Source organism: Candidatus Accumulibacter sp. ACC007 (genome assembly GCF_907163205.1).
Taxonomy (GTDB): Bacteria; Pseudomonadota; Gammaproteobacteria; order Burkholderiales; family Rhodocyclaceae; genus Accumulibacter; species Accumulibacter regalis.
In genome coordinates, this window is the sequence record NZ_CAJQUD010000001.1 from 1,642,966 (window position 1) to 1,661,217 (window position 18,252).

The 18,252-nt window shown below is 61.0% G+C and carries 18 protein-coding genes and 1 tRNA gene; 1 reads left to right on the plus strand and 18 read right to left on the minus strand.

The genetic code is table 11. The annotated features are described in order from the left end of the window. Window positions 1–43: 43 nt before the first annotated feature. From QZ634_RS07055 to ssb, 5 genes are all read right to left on the minus strand, one after another. On the minus strand, window positions 44–475 hold the full coding sequence (locus QZ634_RS07055; protein ID WP_366145363.1) for a transposase: 432 nt from the start codon (window positions 473–475) through the stop codon (window positions 44–46). Window positions 476–1,223: 748 nt separating this feature from the next. After that, the gene (locus QZ634_RS07060; protein WP_291986752.1) at window positions 1,224–2,279 is read right to left on the minus strand and encodes a recombinase RecT; all 1,056 of its coding nucleotides are present in this window, start codon (window positions 2,277–2,279) and stop codon (window positions 1,224–1,226) included. A gap of 94 nt (window positions 2,280–2,373) precedes the next feature. Beyond that, window positions 2,374–3,207: a PD-(D/E)XK nuclease-like domain-containing protein gene (locus tag QZ634_RS07065; RefSeq protein ID WP_291986754.1), complete on the minus strand. Its 834-nt coding sequence runs from the start codon at window positions 3,205–3,207 to the stop codon at window positions 2,374–2,376. A 546-nt stretch (window positions 3,208–3,753) separates the two neighbouring features. Then, complete coding sequence (locus tag QZ634_RS07070; RefSeq protein ID WP_291986756.1) at window positions 3,754–4,011, minus strand: hypothetical protein; 258 nt, start codon at window positions 4,009–4,011, stop codon at window positions 3,754–3,756. A gap of 83 nt (window positions 4,012–4,094) precedes the next feature. Beyond that, window positions 4,095–4,547 carry a single-stranded DNA-binding protein gene (gene ssb, locus QZ634_RS07075; protein WP_291986758.1) on the minus strand — a complete coding sequence of 151 codons (453 nt, stop codon included), beginning with the start codon at window positions 4,545–4,547 and terminating at the stop codon, window positions 4,095–4,097. A 344-nt stretch (window positions 4,548–4,891) separates the two neighbouring features. On the opposite strand from ssb, the gene QZ634_RS07080 reads away from it, so the two are divergent. Next, window positions 4,892–5,464, plus strand: a complete 573-nt coding sequence (locus QZ634_RS07080) for a hypothetical protein (RefSeq protein WP_291986759.1) — start codon at window positions 4,892–4,894, stop codon at window positions 5,462–5,464. A gap of 727 nt (window positions 5,465–6,191) precedes the next feature. Here QZ634_RS07080 and QZ634_RS07085 read toward each other — a convergent pair. From QZ634_RS07085 to uppS, 13 genes are all read right to left on the minus strand, one after another. Continuing rightward, window positions 6,192–6,282, minus strand: a tRNA-Ser gene (locus QZ634_RS07085). Window positions 6,283–6,380: 98 nt separating this feature from the next. After that, window positions 6,381–7,169, minus strand: coding sequence for an RNA methyltransferase (locus QZ634_RS07090; RefSeq protein WP_291986761.1), 789 nt, complete (start codon window positions 7,167–7,169; stop codon window positions 6,381–6,383). Continuing rightward, window positions 7,166–7,768, minus strand: a complete 603-nt coding sequence (gene rnhB / locus QZ634_RS07095) for a ribonuclease HII (RefSeq protein WP_291986762.1) — start codon at window positions 7,766–7,768, stop codon at window positions 7,166–7,168. Before rnhB ends, QZ634_RS07090 begins: the two co-directional genes overlap by 4 nt. Further along, entirely contained in the window at window positions 7,746–8,933 is a 1,188-nt protein-coding gene (lpxB, locus tag QZ634_RS07100; RefSeq protein ID WP_291986764.1) for a lipid-A-disaccharide synthase, read from the minus strand. Before lpxB ends, rnhB begins: the two co-directional genes overlap by 23 nt. Continuing rightward, entirely contained in the window at window positions 8,930–9,700 is a 771-nt protein-coding gene (lpxA, locus tag QZ634_RS07105; protein WP_291986767.1) for an acyl-ACP--UDP-N-acetylglucosamine O-acyltransferase, read from the minus strand. The genes lpxB and lpxA overlap by 4 nt, the downstream gene beginning before the upstream one ends. Before the next feature lie 8 nt (window positions 9,701–9,708). Continuing rightward, window positions 9,709–10,158: a 3-hydroxyacyl-ACP dehydratase FabZ gene (fabZ, locus tag QZ634_RS07110; protein ID WP_291988065.1), complete on the minus strand. Its 450-nt coding sequence runs from the start codon at window positions 10,156–10,158 to the stop codon at window positions 9,709–9,711. Window positions 10,159–10,163: 5 nt separating this feature from the next. Further along, window positions 10,164–11,195, minus strand: coding sequence for a UDP-3-O-(3-hydroxymyristoyl)glucosamine N-acyltransferase (gene lpxD / locus QZ634_RS07115; protein WP_291986770.1), 1,032 nt, complete (start codon window positions 11,193–11,195; stop codon window positions 10,164–10,166). A 29-nt stretch (window positions 11,196–11,224) separates the two neighbouring features. Then, window positions 11,225–11,707, minus strand: coding sequence for an OmpH family outer membrane protein (locus QZ634_RS07120; protein ID WP_043565502.1), 483 nt, complete (start codon window positions 11,705–11,707; stop codon window positions 11,225–11,227). A 51-nt stretch (window positions 11,708–11,758) separates the two neighbouring features. After that, window positions 11,759–14,041, minus strand: coding sequence for an outer membrane protein assembly factor BamA (gene bamA / locus QZ634_RS07125; RefSeq protein WP_291986772.1), 2,283 nt, complete (start codon window positions 14,039–14,041; stop codon window positions 11,759–11,761). A gap of 4 nt (window positions 14,042–14,045) precedes the next feature. Next, window positions 14,046–15,413: an RIP metalloprotease RseP gene (rseP, locus tag QZ634_RS07130; protein WP_291986775.1), complete on the minus strand. Its 1,368-nt coding sequence runs from the start codon at window positions 15,411–15,413 to the stop codon at window positions 14,046–14,048. Beyond that, complete coding sequence (gene ispC / locus QZ634_RS07135) at window positions 15,410–16,615, minus strand: 1-deoxy-D-xylulose-5-phosphate reductoisomerase (protein ID WP_291986777.1); 1,206 nt, start codon at window positions 16,613–16,615, stop codon at window positions 15,410–15,412. Before ispC ends, rseP begins: the two co-directional genes overlap by 4 nt. Beyond that, entirely contained in the window at window positions 16,612–17,451 is an 840-nt protein-coding gene (locus QZ634_RS07140) for a phosphatidate cytidylyltransferase (RefSeq protein WP_291986779.1), read from the minus strand. The genes ispC and QZ634_RS07140 overlap by 4 nt, the downstream gene beginning before the upstream one ends. Further along, a complete protein-coding gene (gene uppS, locus QZ634_RS07145) occupies window positions 17,444–18,241 on the minus strand; it encodes a polyprenyl diphosphate synthase (protein WP_291986782.1) in 798 nt (265 codons plus the stop codon). Before uppS ends, QZ634_RS07140 begins: the two co-directional genes overlap by 8 nt. Window positions 18,242–18,252: the final 11 nt, after the last annotated feature.

Consider the following 18,252-nt stretch of genomic DNA (forward strand, 5'->3'; position numbering starts at 1 on the left):
AATTTCTTTATAGCTGACGCCGGGTGAAGCCGTTAATCGGGGTTTAGTTCGTTTCGTGTGGAAAGGGCAAAATCCGGGCGAATGGCGAGACGGGCAAATGGCTGAGCTTTCCAGCGATGAGGTAAGCCATAGCGATGAAGTTCTCGACGCGGCGATAGCCGCGTGCCCGAGCGCGAGCCTCCTGAAGCGCTCGATTCATCGCTTCGACTCGGCCGTTGTGCTTGCCTGCCTGGAAACCGTTGAGAACGCCAGGAAGATGGTTGGTGATCGTTCTGCAGAGGCGCTTGAAGGGTTCCAGTCGGCACAGGGGGCAGCCCGACCTACACCTGCTAACGTTCAACCGTCGAGCATGATGAACGGCAACCGCGGAGCGCACGGCAGCGCTTCGGGCGGCGGAACCTGAACGACTGTTTCGGCCGACAACTTGCCGGTTACCTGTTACCTGTCGCCACGAACAGCTGCTGTAGGATCTCACACCGGCCGTTCACGCCGGCTGCCGTCAACGCCCGCTCAGGCCGAAAAGGAGTCATTGGAGCCGGCAGCGCACGGGCCTCCTTTACGTCGTACAGCGGCCGTTCGCGTCACGACCCACGTCGTAGGAAGTCGAGCCGCTCGTGCCGACCCGCGGCAACAAGCGAGTGTCGAGTCTGACCGCCTTTGTTCACCGCGCGGCCGCAGTTCGGGCTGTCGTCAGATTCTGCCAGGCAAGAGCTCTGGCCAGGGTCATGTCCATCCCGAAATAAAAGCCTGAGGCAAACGCCTCGCAGCAACACTAAGCATTCCACAGACCCGCTGGCGCCAACGCCAAGATCGGCTTTCCGCAAAAGGCTGCGTCAACCCTCTGCGGAAAGCCCGGCGTTGCCGCCGGGGGTTTATCGGGGATCGCGTCGCCGGTAGCGTTCCAGCACCCGATCCCGAATCACTTCGGAATCGAGGCCAGAAAGCGCGCAGCACGCGTGGTACGAGAAGGCGTTCGAGCAATCCTTCGGGGACAGCAGCCAGTCGAGGATCTCCACCCGTGTGGCGGCGCAGACCCTCGAATCGAACAGAGCGCGCAGCGACTTGTGAAGCAGGCGCCTGTGGAGCCTGACGAGGTCATCGTCAGACCACGGGCAACCTTCGCCAGGTGTTTCTGCTCGCTCGGTGCGGACCGCAGCCGTTTGTTGTGGCCTCGGGCCATCGGCCATGGATAAAGACACCGTGATCACTTCCTCGCGGGGCGCTCATTTCGCTACGCCGACAATCGCATTGACCGGTGAAGCCGTGTCGGTCAACACTGCCTTACGGCTGCGATAGGCGCGAAGCAACTGCTCAAGATCGCCGTCGTCGGCGGCGTCTTCGGCCTTGGCATAGCGTTCGTCGAGATCATCGACGGATGCGGCTTGGCTGATGCTGGTAAGGAGCGCATCGAGCGGCGGTTTGCTACCTTCACGACCGGATTTCTGGTCGCCCGCCCCCGTCTCCTTCACGTCACTCGACTCGTCGTCGATGATCGGAGCCCAGGAGCCGTCGATCGCCTCGGCCATCCCGATGTTCTGGGTCTTTCCGCGTTCGTTGAGGTCGTCCATGGCCAGTGCCATGGCCAGCTCCGGCGATTTCGGCAGCAGATTGCACAGGCGGCGAATGGCCGTCTTGAGGCCCATCGGGACGAAATGCGTGTCCCACGGACTCTCCTTTCGGTTCTTCTTCGCCATCTGGTAACCGCGAGAGTGGTCACGTACCCACTCGACCTGCTCCTTCGACAAAGCGTGGAAGGTGCGTGAGCCATCGTTGAACACCGCCACGGCGTAGAAACCGGCGATCGCTCCGCGCTCGTCGTCGGACGCCGGGAAGCCGTTCTTCTTCAACGGCTCGTGTATCAAGGAACGGTTGAGGCCCAAGACGATGTCGAACTTGTCGTTGATCCGCACTTCGTGCGCATAGATGTCCTGCACGCTGCCACTGTTGCGCGCAAGTTTTACGAGCCCCTGATAGCCGAGAATCAATTGGCACTGGCTACCCATTGGCACGAGGTACGCTTCACCCATCAGACCGATTTCCAGACCGAGCTGGCTGGACTGGATGACCGCCGCGAAGACACTGCGCGGATCCGCTTCAGACAGCGTCGGATTCATCCGAAACGCAGTCAGTGCGATCCGCGCCATGCGGTCCGGACTCAGATGCTTGGGCAGCGCACGGGCGATTTCGCCCTTGAATCGCTCCAACATCGCTGGAAACGACACCACGCTGGTCGGTTTCCCCTGACGGGCGCTCTGGATGTTATGCAAGGTTTGAGACATGGTTTCCTCCAAATACAAATGGCGGAGACACCATGCCTCCCGGAGCGGGGACTGGTCTCCCCGCCGGGGTTGATAAACTAAGAATGGCCGCCGATCAGGCGGCGTCGAACTCGAAAGCGTCGGTGTTGGCTGCCCAACGCGGTAGCGAGATCAATTCGATCTCACCCCCGGGCTGGTAAGCCGGCCAGCTTCCTGCATCCTGGCACCACTTCAGAAGCTGTAGTGCTGCCCGGTACTTCTTGCGACCGACCTCGATGATTTCGGGGTCAGCCCGGTAAAGCGCCACGGCATGGGGTGCCTCCTTCTCGACGGCGACGAAGAGAAAGGGCAGCTCCGTGCCGGTCACGGCTTTCATTCCATCGACGTAGAACGCCGCTTGAATGTCGTAGCCGAGGTTGGCGATGGCGCGAGAAAAGCCGCGGCTGCTGGCATCGACACAGCTCTTGAGATCCACCACGGCCGTCCCGTTGAACCAGTCCGGACGACAGCGACAGGGGATCCCGGTGAGCGGGTCTGTCCAGAACGCCGACAGCTCGGCTTCTCCCTGCGTGAACAGGCGGGCCGCCCCCTCGTGCGCGTGAACGGCGGCGCGCACGAGGGTCAATGTCGCCAGGTCGTCAGAAGTGATCAGGGTTTTGCCCTGATTCTCCTGTTCGAAGCGGGCGGCGGCTTCCTTGCCTTCCTTCGTGCGGCGATCAAATTTCTCGACCACCGCGAACTCTTCGGAAAAGCGATCCGGTTCGAGGACGTGGGTGTGAACCGCGGACCCAAACGCCATCGCCGGCGTGGGTGGCGACGGATGATCGAGGGCTTCGCGCAGATGCGCGGGGCTCTTGAGCAGCTTGATGATTCCCGAATGGCCGATCGATTGATCCGCGTGGTATTGCTTGGCCGGCATGCGCAGCAGGCCAGGATGTCTGACGTCCATGGTGCCTCCAGAAGAAAAAAGCCGGAGTCACCAGCCCCTTCCGGAGAGGGCCTCCCCGGCTGGGTGGATGAAGATGCTGTTTGTTTCGTGCGGCCAGCTACCGCGACTTGCTCGGGCGAAGAATCGCTCGATCAAAGCCTGCTTTCCGGAGGGCGCTTTGGAAACGCACTCGGGAAAGCCCCGGCAAGCCGGGGCGTGGTTCAGTTCGCTGCTTGTTCTTGCCTCGATAGGCTTAGAGCCCGTCGAAGCAGTTGGCGAGTTTCCGGGTCGGTGCGCCCTGCCTGTAGTCTCTGGTGGAGATCGCAAGCACGCGCCATCGAGAGCGCCGAAAAGAGCCGAACGAGAAGCGGATTGGATTGCACGACTTGATCGTGTGCGGGGTCGAAAGCCATGTTCAGAGCCCCAGCGCGCGAATGATCGGACGGCTGATGATCCAACCGGTGATGCAGCAAGAAAGAAGAACGAGTGCCATGAGATGCCTCCATTAAGAAATAAAGGGCATCCCTCCCCTGATGCGGAGGCGATGCCCCGCAGGGGGATGAGCGTTCAGGCGATCACTTCAAACGAAGCCTCATCGCTCTTGGCGGGATCGATGTCGATCCCGGTCCGGCGCTGGTAAGCCGGTCGGTCGTATTGCTGCCAATGGGTGCTGGTGACCTTGATAACTTCTGCCGGCTCGGACGCTGCCGTCGCTTCGGGTCTACGGTTCAACAAGCTTTTGAGGCCTTGTGCTGAGCAACGGAGAAACGACAGAAGCAAGTGAAGCCCTGCCAGCATGGCGAGGACGAGAATGACACGTTCCATGAGCGAACCTCCTGAGGTGGAGGACGGTCGGCTCCCGGCCCGGGAAAATGACCGCCCGGTGGGGGAAAGAAGTCACGATCTGCTCAGAACGGATCCATGACCGGCAACTCGTCGACAGCTGTACTGCTTGGCTCATCAGACGAACCCGTGTCGGCGCGACGAGGGACGGAACCCGATGCCTTGGCGTCCTTCGCCGCCGATGGACGAGCACCGAGCATCTGCATTTCGCTGCCGATGATCTCGACCACGTAGCGATCCTGACCTGCGCTGTCCTGCCACTTGCGGGTCTGGATGCGACCTTCGACGTAGATCGGAGAGCCCTTTCTGAGGTACTCGCCGACGACTTCGGCCGTACGGTTGAAGAAGATCACTCGGTGCCACTCGGTGGTTTCCTTGCGCTCACCGGACGACTTATCCTTGCTGATCTCCGTCGTCGCGATCCGGATCGTGGCGATCGCTTCGCGGTTCTGCGTGTAGCGAAGCTCGGGGTCGGCTCCGAGATGGCCGATGAGGGTGACTCTGTTCAACGATGGCATGTTGCCTCCTGACAATGAAGGCAGGGACGCCGCCGTATCCTGACGGGGCTACCCCGCCGGGGGTTGGAGAGAATGCTGTTTATGAAGAAGGCCAGCTACCTTCACTTCGACCGTCATAGACGGAACGAGAGATGGCTGAATTCTCTGCCGCCACGGTCGTCGCAGGAGTTTGAAATGCGTCGCGTCTGGGCGCTTTTCGAAGGTCGCGCTCGCAGTGCAAGCGATACGCTGGGCTTGATCGACACTCCGGGAGACGGCAGATGGCACAGCGACAGAGGAACGATTCGACGCACATTCCATCGGTCCGGCAGGACAACAGCCGGCCCTTCCTGACGCAGAAGGCCTTGCTCAATTCGCTGCACGCACAGCAGATATTCGACCGTGGCTACGAGATGTGCGCCAACGCGCTGTTCTCGTTGAGCGTGGTGTTGCGATTTATCGGGAGCGAAGCGCAGGCGCAGGAAGTCGATGCCCTGGTCGATACTCAGATCGACCAGGGCCTGGAGGAGATTCGCAAGGAGTCGCTGCGGCTGAAGGAAGTTGCTGAGGGCAATGGCATCGAGACCGCGATCGGCTACACCAGCGCCAAGACCATCGATGTACAGATCACCTCGCCGCGCGCGATCAAGTACCTGGCGATCATCCGCGAGTTCGACGCGATGATGACCCATCTGGATGCGCTCTGGCTGTCATGCGTCATCAGCGACAGCCAATACGCGCGAGGAGTGTACGAATGGAAGCGGCGGATTTTGCGGCTGGCGGGGCAGATCCGGCAAGTCGCCACGCGCGCGGTGCTGGCGGCACGGCGGAAGGAGACGGCGAGCGAGACGGTGGCTGACGCGAGCGAGGGTCCGCTGGTGGAGACTGAGAATTCTCCGACGGACCACACTCGGGTGAAGCTCCCCGAAGGCGAGTAGAAAGCCCCCCAACCGGTTTCTGAAGGAAGCAGTTACCGTTGTCCCGCTTCCAACGCTCAGTGCCCGTGTACACGCCAAGCCGAAGCTGCTTGCTTTTTTTTGTCCTTGGCCCTTGGCCGCGACCCTATACAGGCACAAGCACCTCGAGCGCCAGCCAAAAACTGAGTCGACAGCCGTTGCGCCGCACACGGCTCTGGCCCAAGCGTCCCTGCCCGTCATCCATAGGCACGCGCGGACGGAGATCGACGCAACAAGCACGGGGTAGGGTTTAGCCTCCGTTCATCGCTGAACAACTGCGGGCCTTGTGCCACCCGGTCAGCGTCATCTATGCGAACAGTCACATGCGCGTGGGCAACTAAACCGCCGGAGAATGATTGCCGGATCGTGAGTATTGGCGCGATCATTCCCGCCTTGGCCTTGATACGCCCTGTTGTCTTCGTAGCTGACCGACGAACCAAGAACGTATTCTTTGCCGAAGGCCTCGATCACCCGGCTCGTCATGGCGCACTGTCGTTGCAGGACAAGAGCCGACCTCTGGGCTCTGCAACCTCGCACGCATCTCCGTCCGAGTCACCCTGGCAAGCTACGTACAGAAGCAGACTAAGTGGCCACCGTTTCCCGGCAGGGGAGAATTCGTTGGCGCATGTTATTTTGTGGGTTGTTTTGTGGGTCGCTGTTGGCCACTATTCGTATTCTTTTTCTTTTTCAGGCACTTACTATGACCTACTGGCGGAGAGAGCGGGATTCGAACCCGCGTTAGGATATTATCCTAAACACGCTTTCCAGGCGTGCGACTTAAACCACTCATCCATCTCTCCGGAAGACCGCGAATTCTAGCAGAAGGCAACGCCAACACCAAACGCGTCGTGCGCGGCCGGCGGCCACGAAATGCCGCTTTGGGTCGGCTTTCCGCCGCTCATCGCTGAGCGGCCTGGCGGCGGCGCAGCGTCTCGAACAGGCAGACCGCAGCAGCTGCGGCAACATTCAGCGATTCACTGCTACCGGGCATCGGGATGCGCAATCGTAGATCGGCTGCAGTGGCGACTGCCGGCCTCACGCCGAGCCCTTCGCTACCAAACACCCAGGCCAGTGGTTGTCGAAGAGCGGCCGAATAAAGGCTGCTCGATCCGGCGAGCACGGTGGCGACTGACTGGCCGCGAAAGACTGCGAGGAAACCCGGCAGATCGCTGTGTTCATGGAGGTCAAGCTGGAAATGAGCGCCCATCGCTGCCCGCAACGTCTTCGGAGACCAGACCTGCGCGCAATCATCCGACAGCAGGATCTGGCGGAAACCGGCGGCGGCGGCGCTGCGCAGAATGGAACCAAGATTGCCCGGATCCTGAATGCCGTCGAGGAGGACCGCGTCCCGATCATGATCAAGGCTGCATGCCGGCTGCGGCTGGGAGACGATGGCCATGATCCCGCTCGGTGTGTCCACCACGGCCAGGGCGTCGAACAGCGCGTCGCCCAGTCGGGTAACGGCAAGCGACGCCCGACTCTCGAGATAGCGGGCGGTTTCCGGCCGGTCGGCGCCACTTTCGCTGACCAGCACCTCGTCAGGGCTCCCACAGTGCTGCTCGTATGCCTCGATCAGGTGCATGCCGTCGAGCAACACGCGCCCGCTCTTGCGCCGCTCACGGCTGCTGTGCGCAAGCTTCAGCAGCACTTTGTAATGGGCATTGTCGCGCGAGCCGATCCGTCTCATGAGGCGCCGAGCCGCGCCACCGGCGCGTAACTGCGCCGGTGCTGCACACTTGCACCATATTCGCGCAGTGCCTGCAGGTGCATCGCGGTCGGGTAGCCCTTGTGGCGATCGAAGCCGTACTGTGGATGGCTGGCATGCAACACGAGCATGCCAGCGTCGCGGAACGTCTTGGCGAGAATCGACGCGGCAGCGATTGAGGCGACCTTACCGTCGCCGCCGACAATGGCTTCGACAGGGCACGACAGCGAGGGACAATGCGTGCCGTCGACCAGGACACGGCTCGGCGACACACGACCGTGCGCGCCAGCGAGCGCCGCGACAGCCCGCTGCATGGCCAGCAGGCTGGCCTGCAGGATATTGATCTGATCGATCTCCGCGGCGCTTGCTTCGGCAACGCCCCAGGCCAGCGCCGTGCCGCGAATCTGCTCGGCGAGCGCTTCCCGTTTGCGGGCAGAAAGTTTTTTCGAGTCGTTCAGGCCGGCGATCGGCCGGTCTGGATCGAGAATCACTGCGGCGGCGACCACCGGCCCCGCCAGCGGCCCGCGGCCAGCCTCGTCGACGCCGCAGACGAGACCCTCAGCCGGCAGCAGGAACGGCATCGCCGCGCAGTACCGTTGGCAAGCAGGCAATGATTGCTACCGCCGCCTTTTCGGCAGCATTCTGCCGCAGCTGCCGATGAATATCCGTGAACACGGCCTTGATCCGTTCGCACGCCGCCTTGTCCGCATAGAGATTGAGCAGCGCCTGCGCCAGGTTCTCGGGGGTCGCTTCATCCTGGATGAACTCCGGAACGACGAACCTGCCGGCGAGCACGTTCGGCAGGCCGACATAGGGCAGGTAACCCATGCGCCGCATCATCCGGTAGGAGAGCGGCGCCATCTTGTAGACAATGGCCATCGGTCTCTTGAGCAGAGCCGCCTCGAGGGTAGCAGTGCCGCTGGCGACCAGCACCGCATCGGCGGCCGTCATCGCTTGATGCGCGTGCCCAAACAGCAATCGAATAGGCAACTGCTTCGCGCCCCGGCGATGCAACGCGGCTTCGAACAGTACACGCGTCTCGCGCGTCGTCAGCGGGGCGAGGAAAAGCGCCTCGGGAATCTGTTCGTGCATCCGGCGGGCGGTTTCGATAAAGGTCTCCGCCATGTACTGCAGTTCGGACTGGCGACTGCCGGGCAAGAGCGCGAAGACCGGTACGCATGGCGAAATGCCGAGCAGCGTCCGCGCCGTATTGCGGCCGTCCTGGAGAGGCAGCATGTCGGCGAGCGGATGGCCAACATAGGTCACCGGAATGCGCTGCTTCTCGTAGAGCGCCGTCTCGAAAGGAAAAAGCGTCAGCACCCGCGAAACGGCTGCACCGATGGCGTGGATGCGTTCGCCGCGCCAGGCCCAGATCGACGGGCTGACATAGTGAACGCTGGCAACGCCGTGCCGCTTGAGGGCCTTTTCCAGGGACAGGTTGAAGTCCGGTGCGTCTACGCCGATGAACACGTCCGGCGGATCGGCGAGCAAGCGGCGCTTGAGATCGCGGCGGATACCGGCAATCTCGCGATAATGCCTGAGCACTTCGACATAGCCGCGGACGGCCAGCTTCTCGAGCGGATGCCAGGCCTGGAACCCCTTGGCAAGCATCTTCGGGCCACCGACACCAAAAAACACGGCCCCAGGAAGCCTCGCCTGCAAGGCCTGGATCAGCTGACTGGCGAGGAGGTCGCCCGAGGCTTCGCCAGCCACCATGGCGATCCGCACCGGTGCTGCTACGCTCATCGTATGATGCCGCGCTTCGATGCCGCGAGGAAATCCAGCAGCGGCTGGATCTCTGGATGAACGAGCACCTCCTCAGCCAGCTTGGCGCGCGCTTCGTCAAGCATCAGCCCGGATTTGTAGAGCGTCCGGTAGGCACGCTTCAAGGCCAGCAGCGCCTCGGGAGAAAAGCCTCGCCGCTTGAGTCCCTCGGCGTTGATCCCGAAGGGACTGGCCGTGTTGCCAGCCGCCATTACGAAAGGCGGGATGTCCTGCAGAACCACCGTCCCGACGGCGGTCATGGTGTGCGCGCCGACCCGGCAGAACTGATGCACCCCGGTATAGCCGCCGAGAATTGCCCAGTCGTCGATGTGCACATGGCCGGCCAGCTGTGCATTGTTGGCGAATACGGTATGGCTACCCACTTGGCAATCGTGCGCAACATGGACGTAGGCCATAATCCAGTTGTCATTACCAATGCGGGTGATGCCGACATCCTGGGCGGTGCCCAGGTTAAAAGTGCAGAACTCACGAATCGTGTTGCGGTCGCCAATCTCGAGTCGCGTCGGCTCGCCGTCGTACTTCTTGTCCTGCGGGACCTCGCCGAGCGAACTGAACTGGAAGATGCGGTTATCCCGACCAATGCGCGTCCTCCCGGAAATCACCACATGCGGACCGATCACCGTGTTGTCGCCAATTTCCACATGCTCGCCGATGATTGAATACGCGCCGACAGAAACCTTGCTGCCCAGTTGCGCGCCGCGATCGACGAGTGCACTTTGATGAATCATGGCACCCGTCATCCGCCGACTCCGCCGACATCGCGCTTGGCGCACATGAGCTCGGCCTCGGCGACAATTTCACCGTCGACGCGGGCTTCCGCCTTGTATTTCCAGATGCCGCGCATCTGGCGCTGAATGTGTACGTGCAGGTGCAACTGGTCACCCGCTGTCACCGGCTTCTTGAAGCGCGCGCCGTCGATGCCGACAAAATAAAAGACGGAATTCGCGTCCGGCTTGGCGCCCATCGTCTTGAAAGACAGGATTCCGGCCGCCTGAGCCAGAGCCTCCATGATCAACACGCCCGGCATCACCGGGTGATGCGGAAAGTGGCCGACAAAAAACGGTTCGTTGACCGTCACGTTCTTGTAAGCATGGATAGACTTGCCGAGCTCGAAATCGAGCACGCGGTCGACCAGGAGAAAGGGATAGCGATGCGGCAGATGCTCGAGGATTTCGTGTATATCCATTGTGTTCAAGGCGCGTTCTCCCTCAGTTCGAGTTTCTTTTCAAGGTCGGCGACCCGCTCGGCGAGTCGTGCCAGACGCCTGATCTGTGCTGCATTGTGCAACCATTCCTGGTGCCCTTCGAGCGGAAAGATGCTGGTGTATTGCCCCGCTCTGGGCAAGCTCTTGGTTACCATGCTACCCGCCGAGATGTGCACATCGTCGGCGAGTTCGAGATGACCGATGATCATCCCTGCCCCACCGACCGTGCAGCGACGGCCTATCCGGGTGCTGCCGGCGATCCCGACACAGCCTGCCATCGCCACATGCTCGCCGATACTGACGTTGTGGCCAATCTGAATCTGGTTGTCGAGTTTGACGCCGCTGCCGATGACCGTATCGTCCAGCGCACCACGGTCGATTGAAGTATTGACCCCGATTTCGACATCGTCACCAATCACCACCCGGCCGATCTGCGGAATCTTTACCCAGCGCTCACCCTCCTTGGCAAAGCCAAAGCCATCGCCACCGAGAACCGCACCAGCGTGGATAATCGCCCGCTTGCCAATCACGCAGGCGTCATAGAGCACGACGTTCGGGTAGAGCACGGAATCGTCGCCGATCGCGGCATCGTCACCGATTACACAACCGGGGTAGAGGGTCACATTGTCGCCAAGGCGAACGCGCTCGCCGATGACGACGTTCTCGCCAACACTCGCCGATGGCGGCAGGTCCGACTTGACCACTGCGCCGCGATGGACGCCCGGGCAACGTTGCCGAGTCGGATTGAGCAGGGCAACAACGCGCGCGTAGTAGGCGTAGGCATTGGGATGAACGATTCGCGGTAGCGAGGTCTCTTGCGAGAACTGCGGCGGCACGATCACCGCCGCCGCACGCGTTCCTTTCAGTTGCTGGCGGTATCTGGAATTGGCGAGAAAGGCGATGCGCCCCTCGCCTGCCGAAAGGAGGCTGCCAACCTGCGAGACGACGACCGAGCCATCGCCTACAAGGACGCCGCCGAGACAGGCAACGATCTCGTCTAGCCGCAGACCTCCTGACACCTCAACTCCGTGGCTCGGCGAGCTTAGGCTTACTTCCCGTCCTTGGGATCGGACAAGGCCTTGATCACCTTGTCGGTGATGTCGAGTCGCGGGCTGACCCAGACGACGTCCTGAACGATCAGGTCGTATTTCTCATTCTCGGCAAGCTGCTTGATCGCCTTGTTGGCCTTTTCGATGATCGCCGCGTTCTCTTCGTTCTGGCGCAGGTTCAGATCTTCACGGAACTCGCGTTGCTTGCGCTGGAACTCTCTCGACAACTCGCCAAGGTCCTTCTCCTTTGCGCGACGATCGGGTTCGGCCATGGTCACACCATTTTTCTCGAGCGTCTCCTGCAAGCCCTGCACCTGCTTCGCCAGACGCTGCAAATCCTGGTCGCGCTTGGAGAATTCCTGCTCGATCTTCTTGGCCGCTCGCACGGCTGCCGGTGCATCACGGAAAAGACGCTGGGTATTGACGTACCCGACCTTGAGTTGTTCCACCGCCGACGCATAGGACACTGGCAGCGAAGCCATCAACGCAACCAGCAGTCTGGCAATCGTCTTCTTCAAGCTTATTCTCCTGAGTTAAAAAGTCGTTCCAAACTGGAACTGGAACTTTTGGAGTTTATCACTACTTTGCTCGTTGATCGGCTGACCATAGCTGAATTTCAGCGGCCCGAGGGGCGAAATCCAGGCTGCAGCCAGCCCGACCGAACTCCGTAATCCTTCTTCGGCATAGGTATAGTTGTCGGTAAAAACGTTGCCGGCGTCAAAAAACGGACCGAAGCGAAATGACTTGTCGATGCCCGGAAACGGCATCAGGATCTCCGTATTGAACACCGCCTTGCGCGTACCGCCGAGGCGCGTATCCGGATATTGCGGATCGACCGGGCCGAGGCTGGCTGTGTCGTAGCCACGTACCGAACTGACGCCACCGGCAAAGTAGTTCTTGTAGAACGGCAGGGTCTGGCCCGAGAGACCGCCCCCGTAGCCGAAGTCGAAATTGACCATCAGCACTATATCCTTGACGATCTCAAAGTAGCGCTGATGCTGATAGGTCGCTCGGTAAAAAGTCAGGTCTGCCCCGGGAATTGCCACCTCTATTCCGGCTCGTTGGGTTCCCCCTTTGGTCGGATAGATGGCGCTGTCCCGAGTGTCGCTGACCCAGGCCACCGTCGCCGGCAAAGTCACATTGGAGTCGCCGTGCTCGGCCTGGAACTGGACATACTGGATCGGCGTTGCAGCGGTAACCGGCGTAATGTCGATCGTCGTCTCATCAATCGCCAGCCCTAGATTGATCGTCTCCTTTTCATTGATCGGATAGCCAAAGCGGATACCGCCTCCGTATGACGTTGACTGAAATGCGTAGCCGAGAGAGGTCGGGTTGAGCGTGCGGTAGTAGAGATCGAAACCCTGACTGATACCGTCGACGGTGAAGTAGGGATTGGTGTAGTTGATTCCGAGAGTCCGGTTCAACTTGCCGGTGTTCAGTTGCAGGGCAAGGAACTTGCCGCTACCAAAAATATTTGATTGCGAGATCGAGCCCGAGAGAATCACTTTCTCCGCACTCGAGTAGCCGGCACCGAGGGAGATATTGCCGGTCGACTTCTCGGCCACATTTATATTGACGTCAACCTGATCAATGGTGCCAGGTACGGGCGGCGTCTCAACGTTAACCTCGCCGAAGTAGCCGGTCCGATCGACCCTTTCACGGGATGCAACAACCCGACTTGCGTCGTACCAGGCGCCCTCCATCTGGCGAACTTCCTGACGAATGACCTCATCGCGCGTCTTGGTGTTTCCCGTGATGTTGATCCGCCGGACGTAGGCACGCTTGCCGGGATCGACGAAAATCGTGAAGGCAACCAGATGCTTTTCCTTGTCGACATCCGGCGCCGCGTTGACGTTCGCAAACGCGTAGCCTTGCGCTCCGAGTTTGTCGCTTATCGATTTGGTACTCTCGTTGAGCTTCTCGCGGGAAAAAACGTCGCCCGGCTTGATCTTGACCGACGCCCGGAACTCGTCTTCCGGCAGGGTCAGGTCACCGGCCAGCTTCACCGATGAGACAAGATAACGATCCCCCTCGTTGATGCTGATCGTGATGTAGATGTCCTGCTTGTCGGGACTGATCGAAACCTGGGTAGACTCGACGTTGAACTCGAGAAAGCCACGGTCGAGGTAATAGGAACGCAGCGTTTCGAGATCGGCAGCAAGCTTCTGCTTAGAGTACTGGTCGCTCTTGGTGTACCAACTGATCCAGCTTGGCGTTTTCAGTTCCAGCACGCCAAGAAGATCCTTTTCCTTGAGGGCATGCGCGCCGACAATGTTGATCTGTCTGATCTTGGCGGCGTCACCTTCGTCGACGTTGAAGTTGATCGCCACGCGATTGCGGTCCAGCGGCGTGATGGTGGTGGTTATGGTCACCGCATACCTGCCACGCGACAGATACTGGCGTTTCAGTTCCTGCTCGGCTTTCTCGAGTGTCGCTCGATCGAAGGTGCGTGATATGGCGATACCCACTTCCTTCAGGCCCTTGAGCAACTGCTCCTTGTCGAACTCCTTCAGGCCGACGAAGTCGATCTGCGCAATTGCCGGTCGCTCCTGAACGACGACGATGAGCACGTCACCATCGATTTCTATGCGGACGTCGTTGAAAAATCCGGTCGCAAACAAGGTCTTGATGACCTGCGCCGCCTTCTCGTCATTCATTGTTTCGCCGACCTTGACCGGCAGGTAGCTGAAGACGGTGCCGGCTTCGACGCGTTGAATGCCTTCGACACGAACGTCCTTGACCGTAAACGGTTGCATGGCCGTGGCGCCAGTCGCAAAAAAGGTGGCAACCAGACCTGCAAGCAGGGATTTGTTCATGAGTTCAGCCGGAAAACAGTCGATTGATATCGTTGTAGAAAGCGAAAGCCATCAACATGAACAGGAGCGCCATGCCGATCTTCTGACCGATTTCCATGCTGCGCTCGGAAACGGGCCCACGCTTGATGATTTCGACGAGATAATACAACAAATGGCCCCCATCCAGAATTGGGATTGGCAATAGATTCAGGACGCCGAGGCTGATGCTGACCAGCGCCAGGAACTTGATGTAGTAGTCCAGCCCCAGCCTCGCCGATCGGCCGGCGTAGTCAGCAATGGTCACCGGCCCGCTGATATTTCGCCACGACACTTCGCCAGTGATCATCTTGCCGATCATCAACAGGGTGAAGGTCGACTTCTCCCAAGTCTCCACGACCGCCTTGGTCAATGCCACGAGAGGGCCGTAGCTGATGGTGACCATCAACGCGGCGTGCGACCGATCGCCATCGCTGACGGCGACGCCAATGCGGCCAATCTCCTGCCCCTGTTCGTCGACCGCGGCCGGAGTCACGGTGATCGCCATTCGCTGGCCGTCACGCAGAAGATTGAGCGCAAGCGGCTTCCCCGGCGAGCGGCGCACGATGCGCACGAAGTCTGCCCAGCTGTCGATGGCCTGCCCATCGACACCGAGCACCACGTCTCCGGAACGCAAACCGGCGTCGGCTGCAGCGCTGTTGCCACTGACCGTTCCGAAAACCGCTGGCAGATGCGGACGGTAGAGGCCCAAACCGAGGCGTGCCAGGGCGTCACCGTCCCAGCCCAATTGCCGGACGGGCGACACATCGAGACGACGGATGCTGATCTCGTTGCGTGCATTGATCACTTCAAGGTCGATCAGGTCCTGATCGACCGCCCGCTGCAGCAACAACCAACGCATGTCCTGCCAGGTCTGAACCTTTTCCCCTGCGACCTTGAGCACCAACTCGCCGTCTTCCAGTCCGGCTGCAGCGGCCGCACTGGCCACCACCGGTGCACCCAGCAGTGGCTTGAACTCCTCGGTGCCGTGCCAGAAGAGTCCCCAATACAGCACGATAGCCAGCAGAAAGTTGGCTGCGGGTCCCGCTGCAACGATGAGAATTCGCGACAGTACCGGCTGCCGGTTGAAGCTGCGCGGCAAGTCTTCGACAGCAACCTCGCCTTCGCGCTCGTCGACCATCTTGACATAACCGCCGAGGGGAAAGGCGGCAATCGCCCACTCGGTGCCGTCCGCCCCCAAGCGCTTCGACCACAGCGGCCGGCCGAAACCGACCGAGAAACGCAGCACCTTGACGCCGACCCAACGGGCGACGAGATAGTGGCCGAACTCATGCACCACGACGAGAATTCCGAGGACCAGGGCGAACGCCGCCAGGTAGTACAGAAAGTCACTCATTGTCGGCCTAGCACGACGACCAATTGCTCGGCGGCGATGCGCGCCATTCGATCGGCGGCCAGGACTTCGGCCAGCGAGCCTGGCACGCAGCTTGCCGGCAACTCGTCCATGGCGCCGGCAATCACCCGGGGAATCGCCGTGAAGCCGATCCGCCCGTCGAGGAAAGCCTCGACCGCCACTTCGTTGGCCGCATTCAGCGTCGTTGGCGCGCAACCGCCCTCCTTAAGCGCACGATAGGCAAGGGCAAGGCAGGGAAAACGCTGCAAGTCGGGTCGCTCGAAATGCAGCGACGCCACCTTGAACAGGTCCAGCGGCTCGACACCGGCGGAAATACGCTGCGGGTAGGCCAGCGCATGGGCGATCGGCGTACGCATGTCCGGATTGCCCAGTTCGGCAATCACCGAGCCGTCAGCATACTGAACCAGCGAATGGACGATGCTTTCCGGGTGGATCACCACTTCGATGCGCTCGGCCGGGACGTTGAACAGCCAGTGCGCCTCGATCACCTCGAGACCCTTGTTCATCATCGTCGCCGAGTCCACCGAAATCTTCCGTCCCATCACCCAGTTCGGATGCGCACAGGCCTGCTCCGGACTGACCGAAGCGAGGTCAGCAACCGCCGTCAGACGAAACGGACCGCCCGAGGCCGTGAGATACAGACCAAGCACCCCGCCGTCGTCAGGATCACCCGAATAACCACTCGGCAACGACTGAAAGATCGCATTGTGCTCGCTATCGATCGGCAACAGGATGGAAGCACTCTGACGAATGGCGCGCATGAACACCGCGCCGGCCATGACCAATGCTTCCTTGTTGGCGAGCAGGATCTTCTTGCCGGCGACGGCCGCTGCCAAGGTCGGCGGCAAACCGGCCGCACCGACGATGGCCGCCATGACGGTGTCAACCTCGGGCAGCGCGGCCATGCGCAACAGCGCATCAGGGCCATAGCCAACCTCGGTCCTGGAGTCGACGGCGAGCAAGCGCGCCGCCAGTTCGGCAGCCAGGGCGGCCTCGCCGACAACGGCATGGCGTGGCTGAAACTCGACGCACTGCTCGAACAGGCGATCGATCTGCCGATGCGCACACAGGGCCACCATTTGATAGCGCTGCGGATGGCGACGTACGACGTCCAGGGTATTGACCCCGATCGACCCGGTCGATCCGAGGATCGTCAAGTGTTGCACGGCGCTGCCCGCACTCATGGAAACGTCACCAGCCAGACCAAGGCAACCAGTGGCAGCGTCGAAGTGAGACTATCGATACGATCAAGAACCCCCCCATGCCCGGGCAAGACGTTACTGCTATCTTTCAGGCCTGCCTGGCGTTTGAGCAACGACTCAAAAAGATCGCCAACGACGCTGATCGAGGTCAGAGCGACCAGTACCACGAGCAGTAGAAATGGCTTCTGGGCCAGCGCCACAGGCAGTTTCGACGACAACAGAAAGCCATAAGCGAGGACTGCGAGGCCGCCGCCGACTGCCCCCTCCCAGGTCTTTCCCGGGCTGATACTGGGCGCCAGCTTGTGTTTCCCGAAACGGCGGCCGGCAAAATAGGCACCAATGTCCGCCAGCCAGACGACGACCATGATCGCCAGCAAGGCCAGCGCCCCCGCTTGCCTTAGCTGCACCAGGGCCAGCCACGTCGGCAGAATCAAAACCATACCGGTCAGCAGGCCAAGCAGCGCGTTCGACAAAGGCCAACGGCGGCCGAGCCAGGTCGGTACCGCGAGGAGCCAGAAAGCGGCCGCGGGCAAATAGAGGAAGGCACCCAGACGCCACGCTGCCGGCTGCGAAAAACCCGCGCCAAGCCCGACAGCAGCCGGTTCGATGGCACTCAGCAAGGCACACAGCGCGACGACCAGAACCCCAAGCGCGATCCGTGCCACAGCAGCAAGGCGCATCAACGCTCCCCACTCCCAGGCGGCGACGGCGGCTATCGCCGTGACGAAGACCAGCCAACCCGCGGGCGGCAGGTAGAAAAGGGCGGAAAAGAAAGCGGCGAACAGGAAGACCGCGGTGATTACCCGCGTCCTAAGCATCTATGCGCCGGCTCGTCGCAGCTGCGTTGGTCGCCGGAGAACCGTCAACCAGTTGCTCGCTGGTTCGTCCGAAGCGGCGTTCGCGCTGCTGAAAGGAGGCCAGCGCGGCATCGAAAGCGGCGGCATCAAACTCCGGCCAGAGCATTTCGGTGAAGTAGAACTCGGAATACGCCAGCTGCCAGAGCAGGAAATTGCTGATCCGCTGTTCGCCACCCGTGCGGATGAACAGATCGGGCTCCGGCGCGTAGCTCATCGCCAGGTGTGGCGCGAGATCGCTCTCGGCCCACTCGCCGTTCTTTTCCGGCTCACTAAGCACCATGCGGTTGACGGCCTGAAGAATGTCCCAGCGCCCGCCGTAGTTCGCAGCCACGGTCAGGATCAGCCGAGTGTTGCCTGCCGTTCGCTCTTCAGAGCTACGGATAAGCGCCTGCAGGTCCACATCAAAGCGTGACAGATCGCCGACCACCCGCAGGCGAACGCCGTTGCGATGCAGCTTGCTGACTTCATCCTTCAGCGCCCTTACGAAGAGCTGCATCAAAAGGGAAACTTCTTCTTGCGGACGACGCCAGTTCTCCGAGCTGAACGCAAATAGGGTCAGAAACTCGACGCCCCGCTCAAGACAGGTCTTGACCGTCGCACGCACGGTTTCGACGCCACGATGATGGCCCGCAAAGCGCGGCAACAGACGCTTCCTGGCCCAGCGCCCATTGCCATCCATGATGATCGCCACATGCCGCGGCACCGCCGACGTTGCCGGAACACCGCGAGTGGAACTGGCGAAAAATGCCATTGCTATAACTG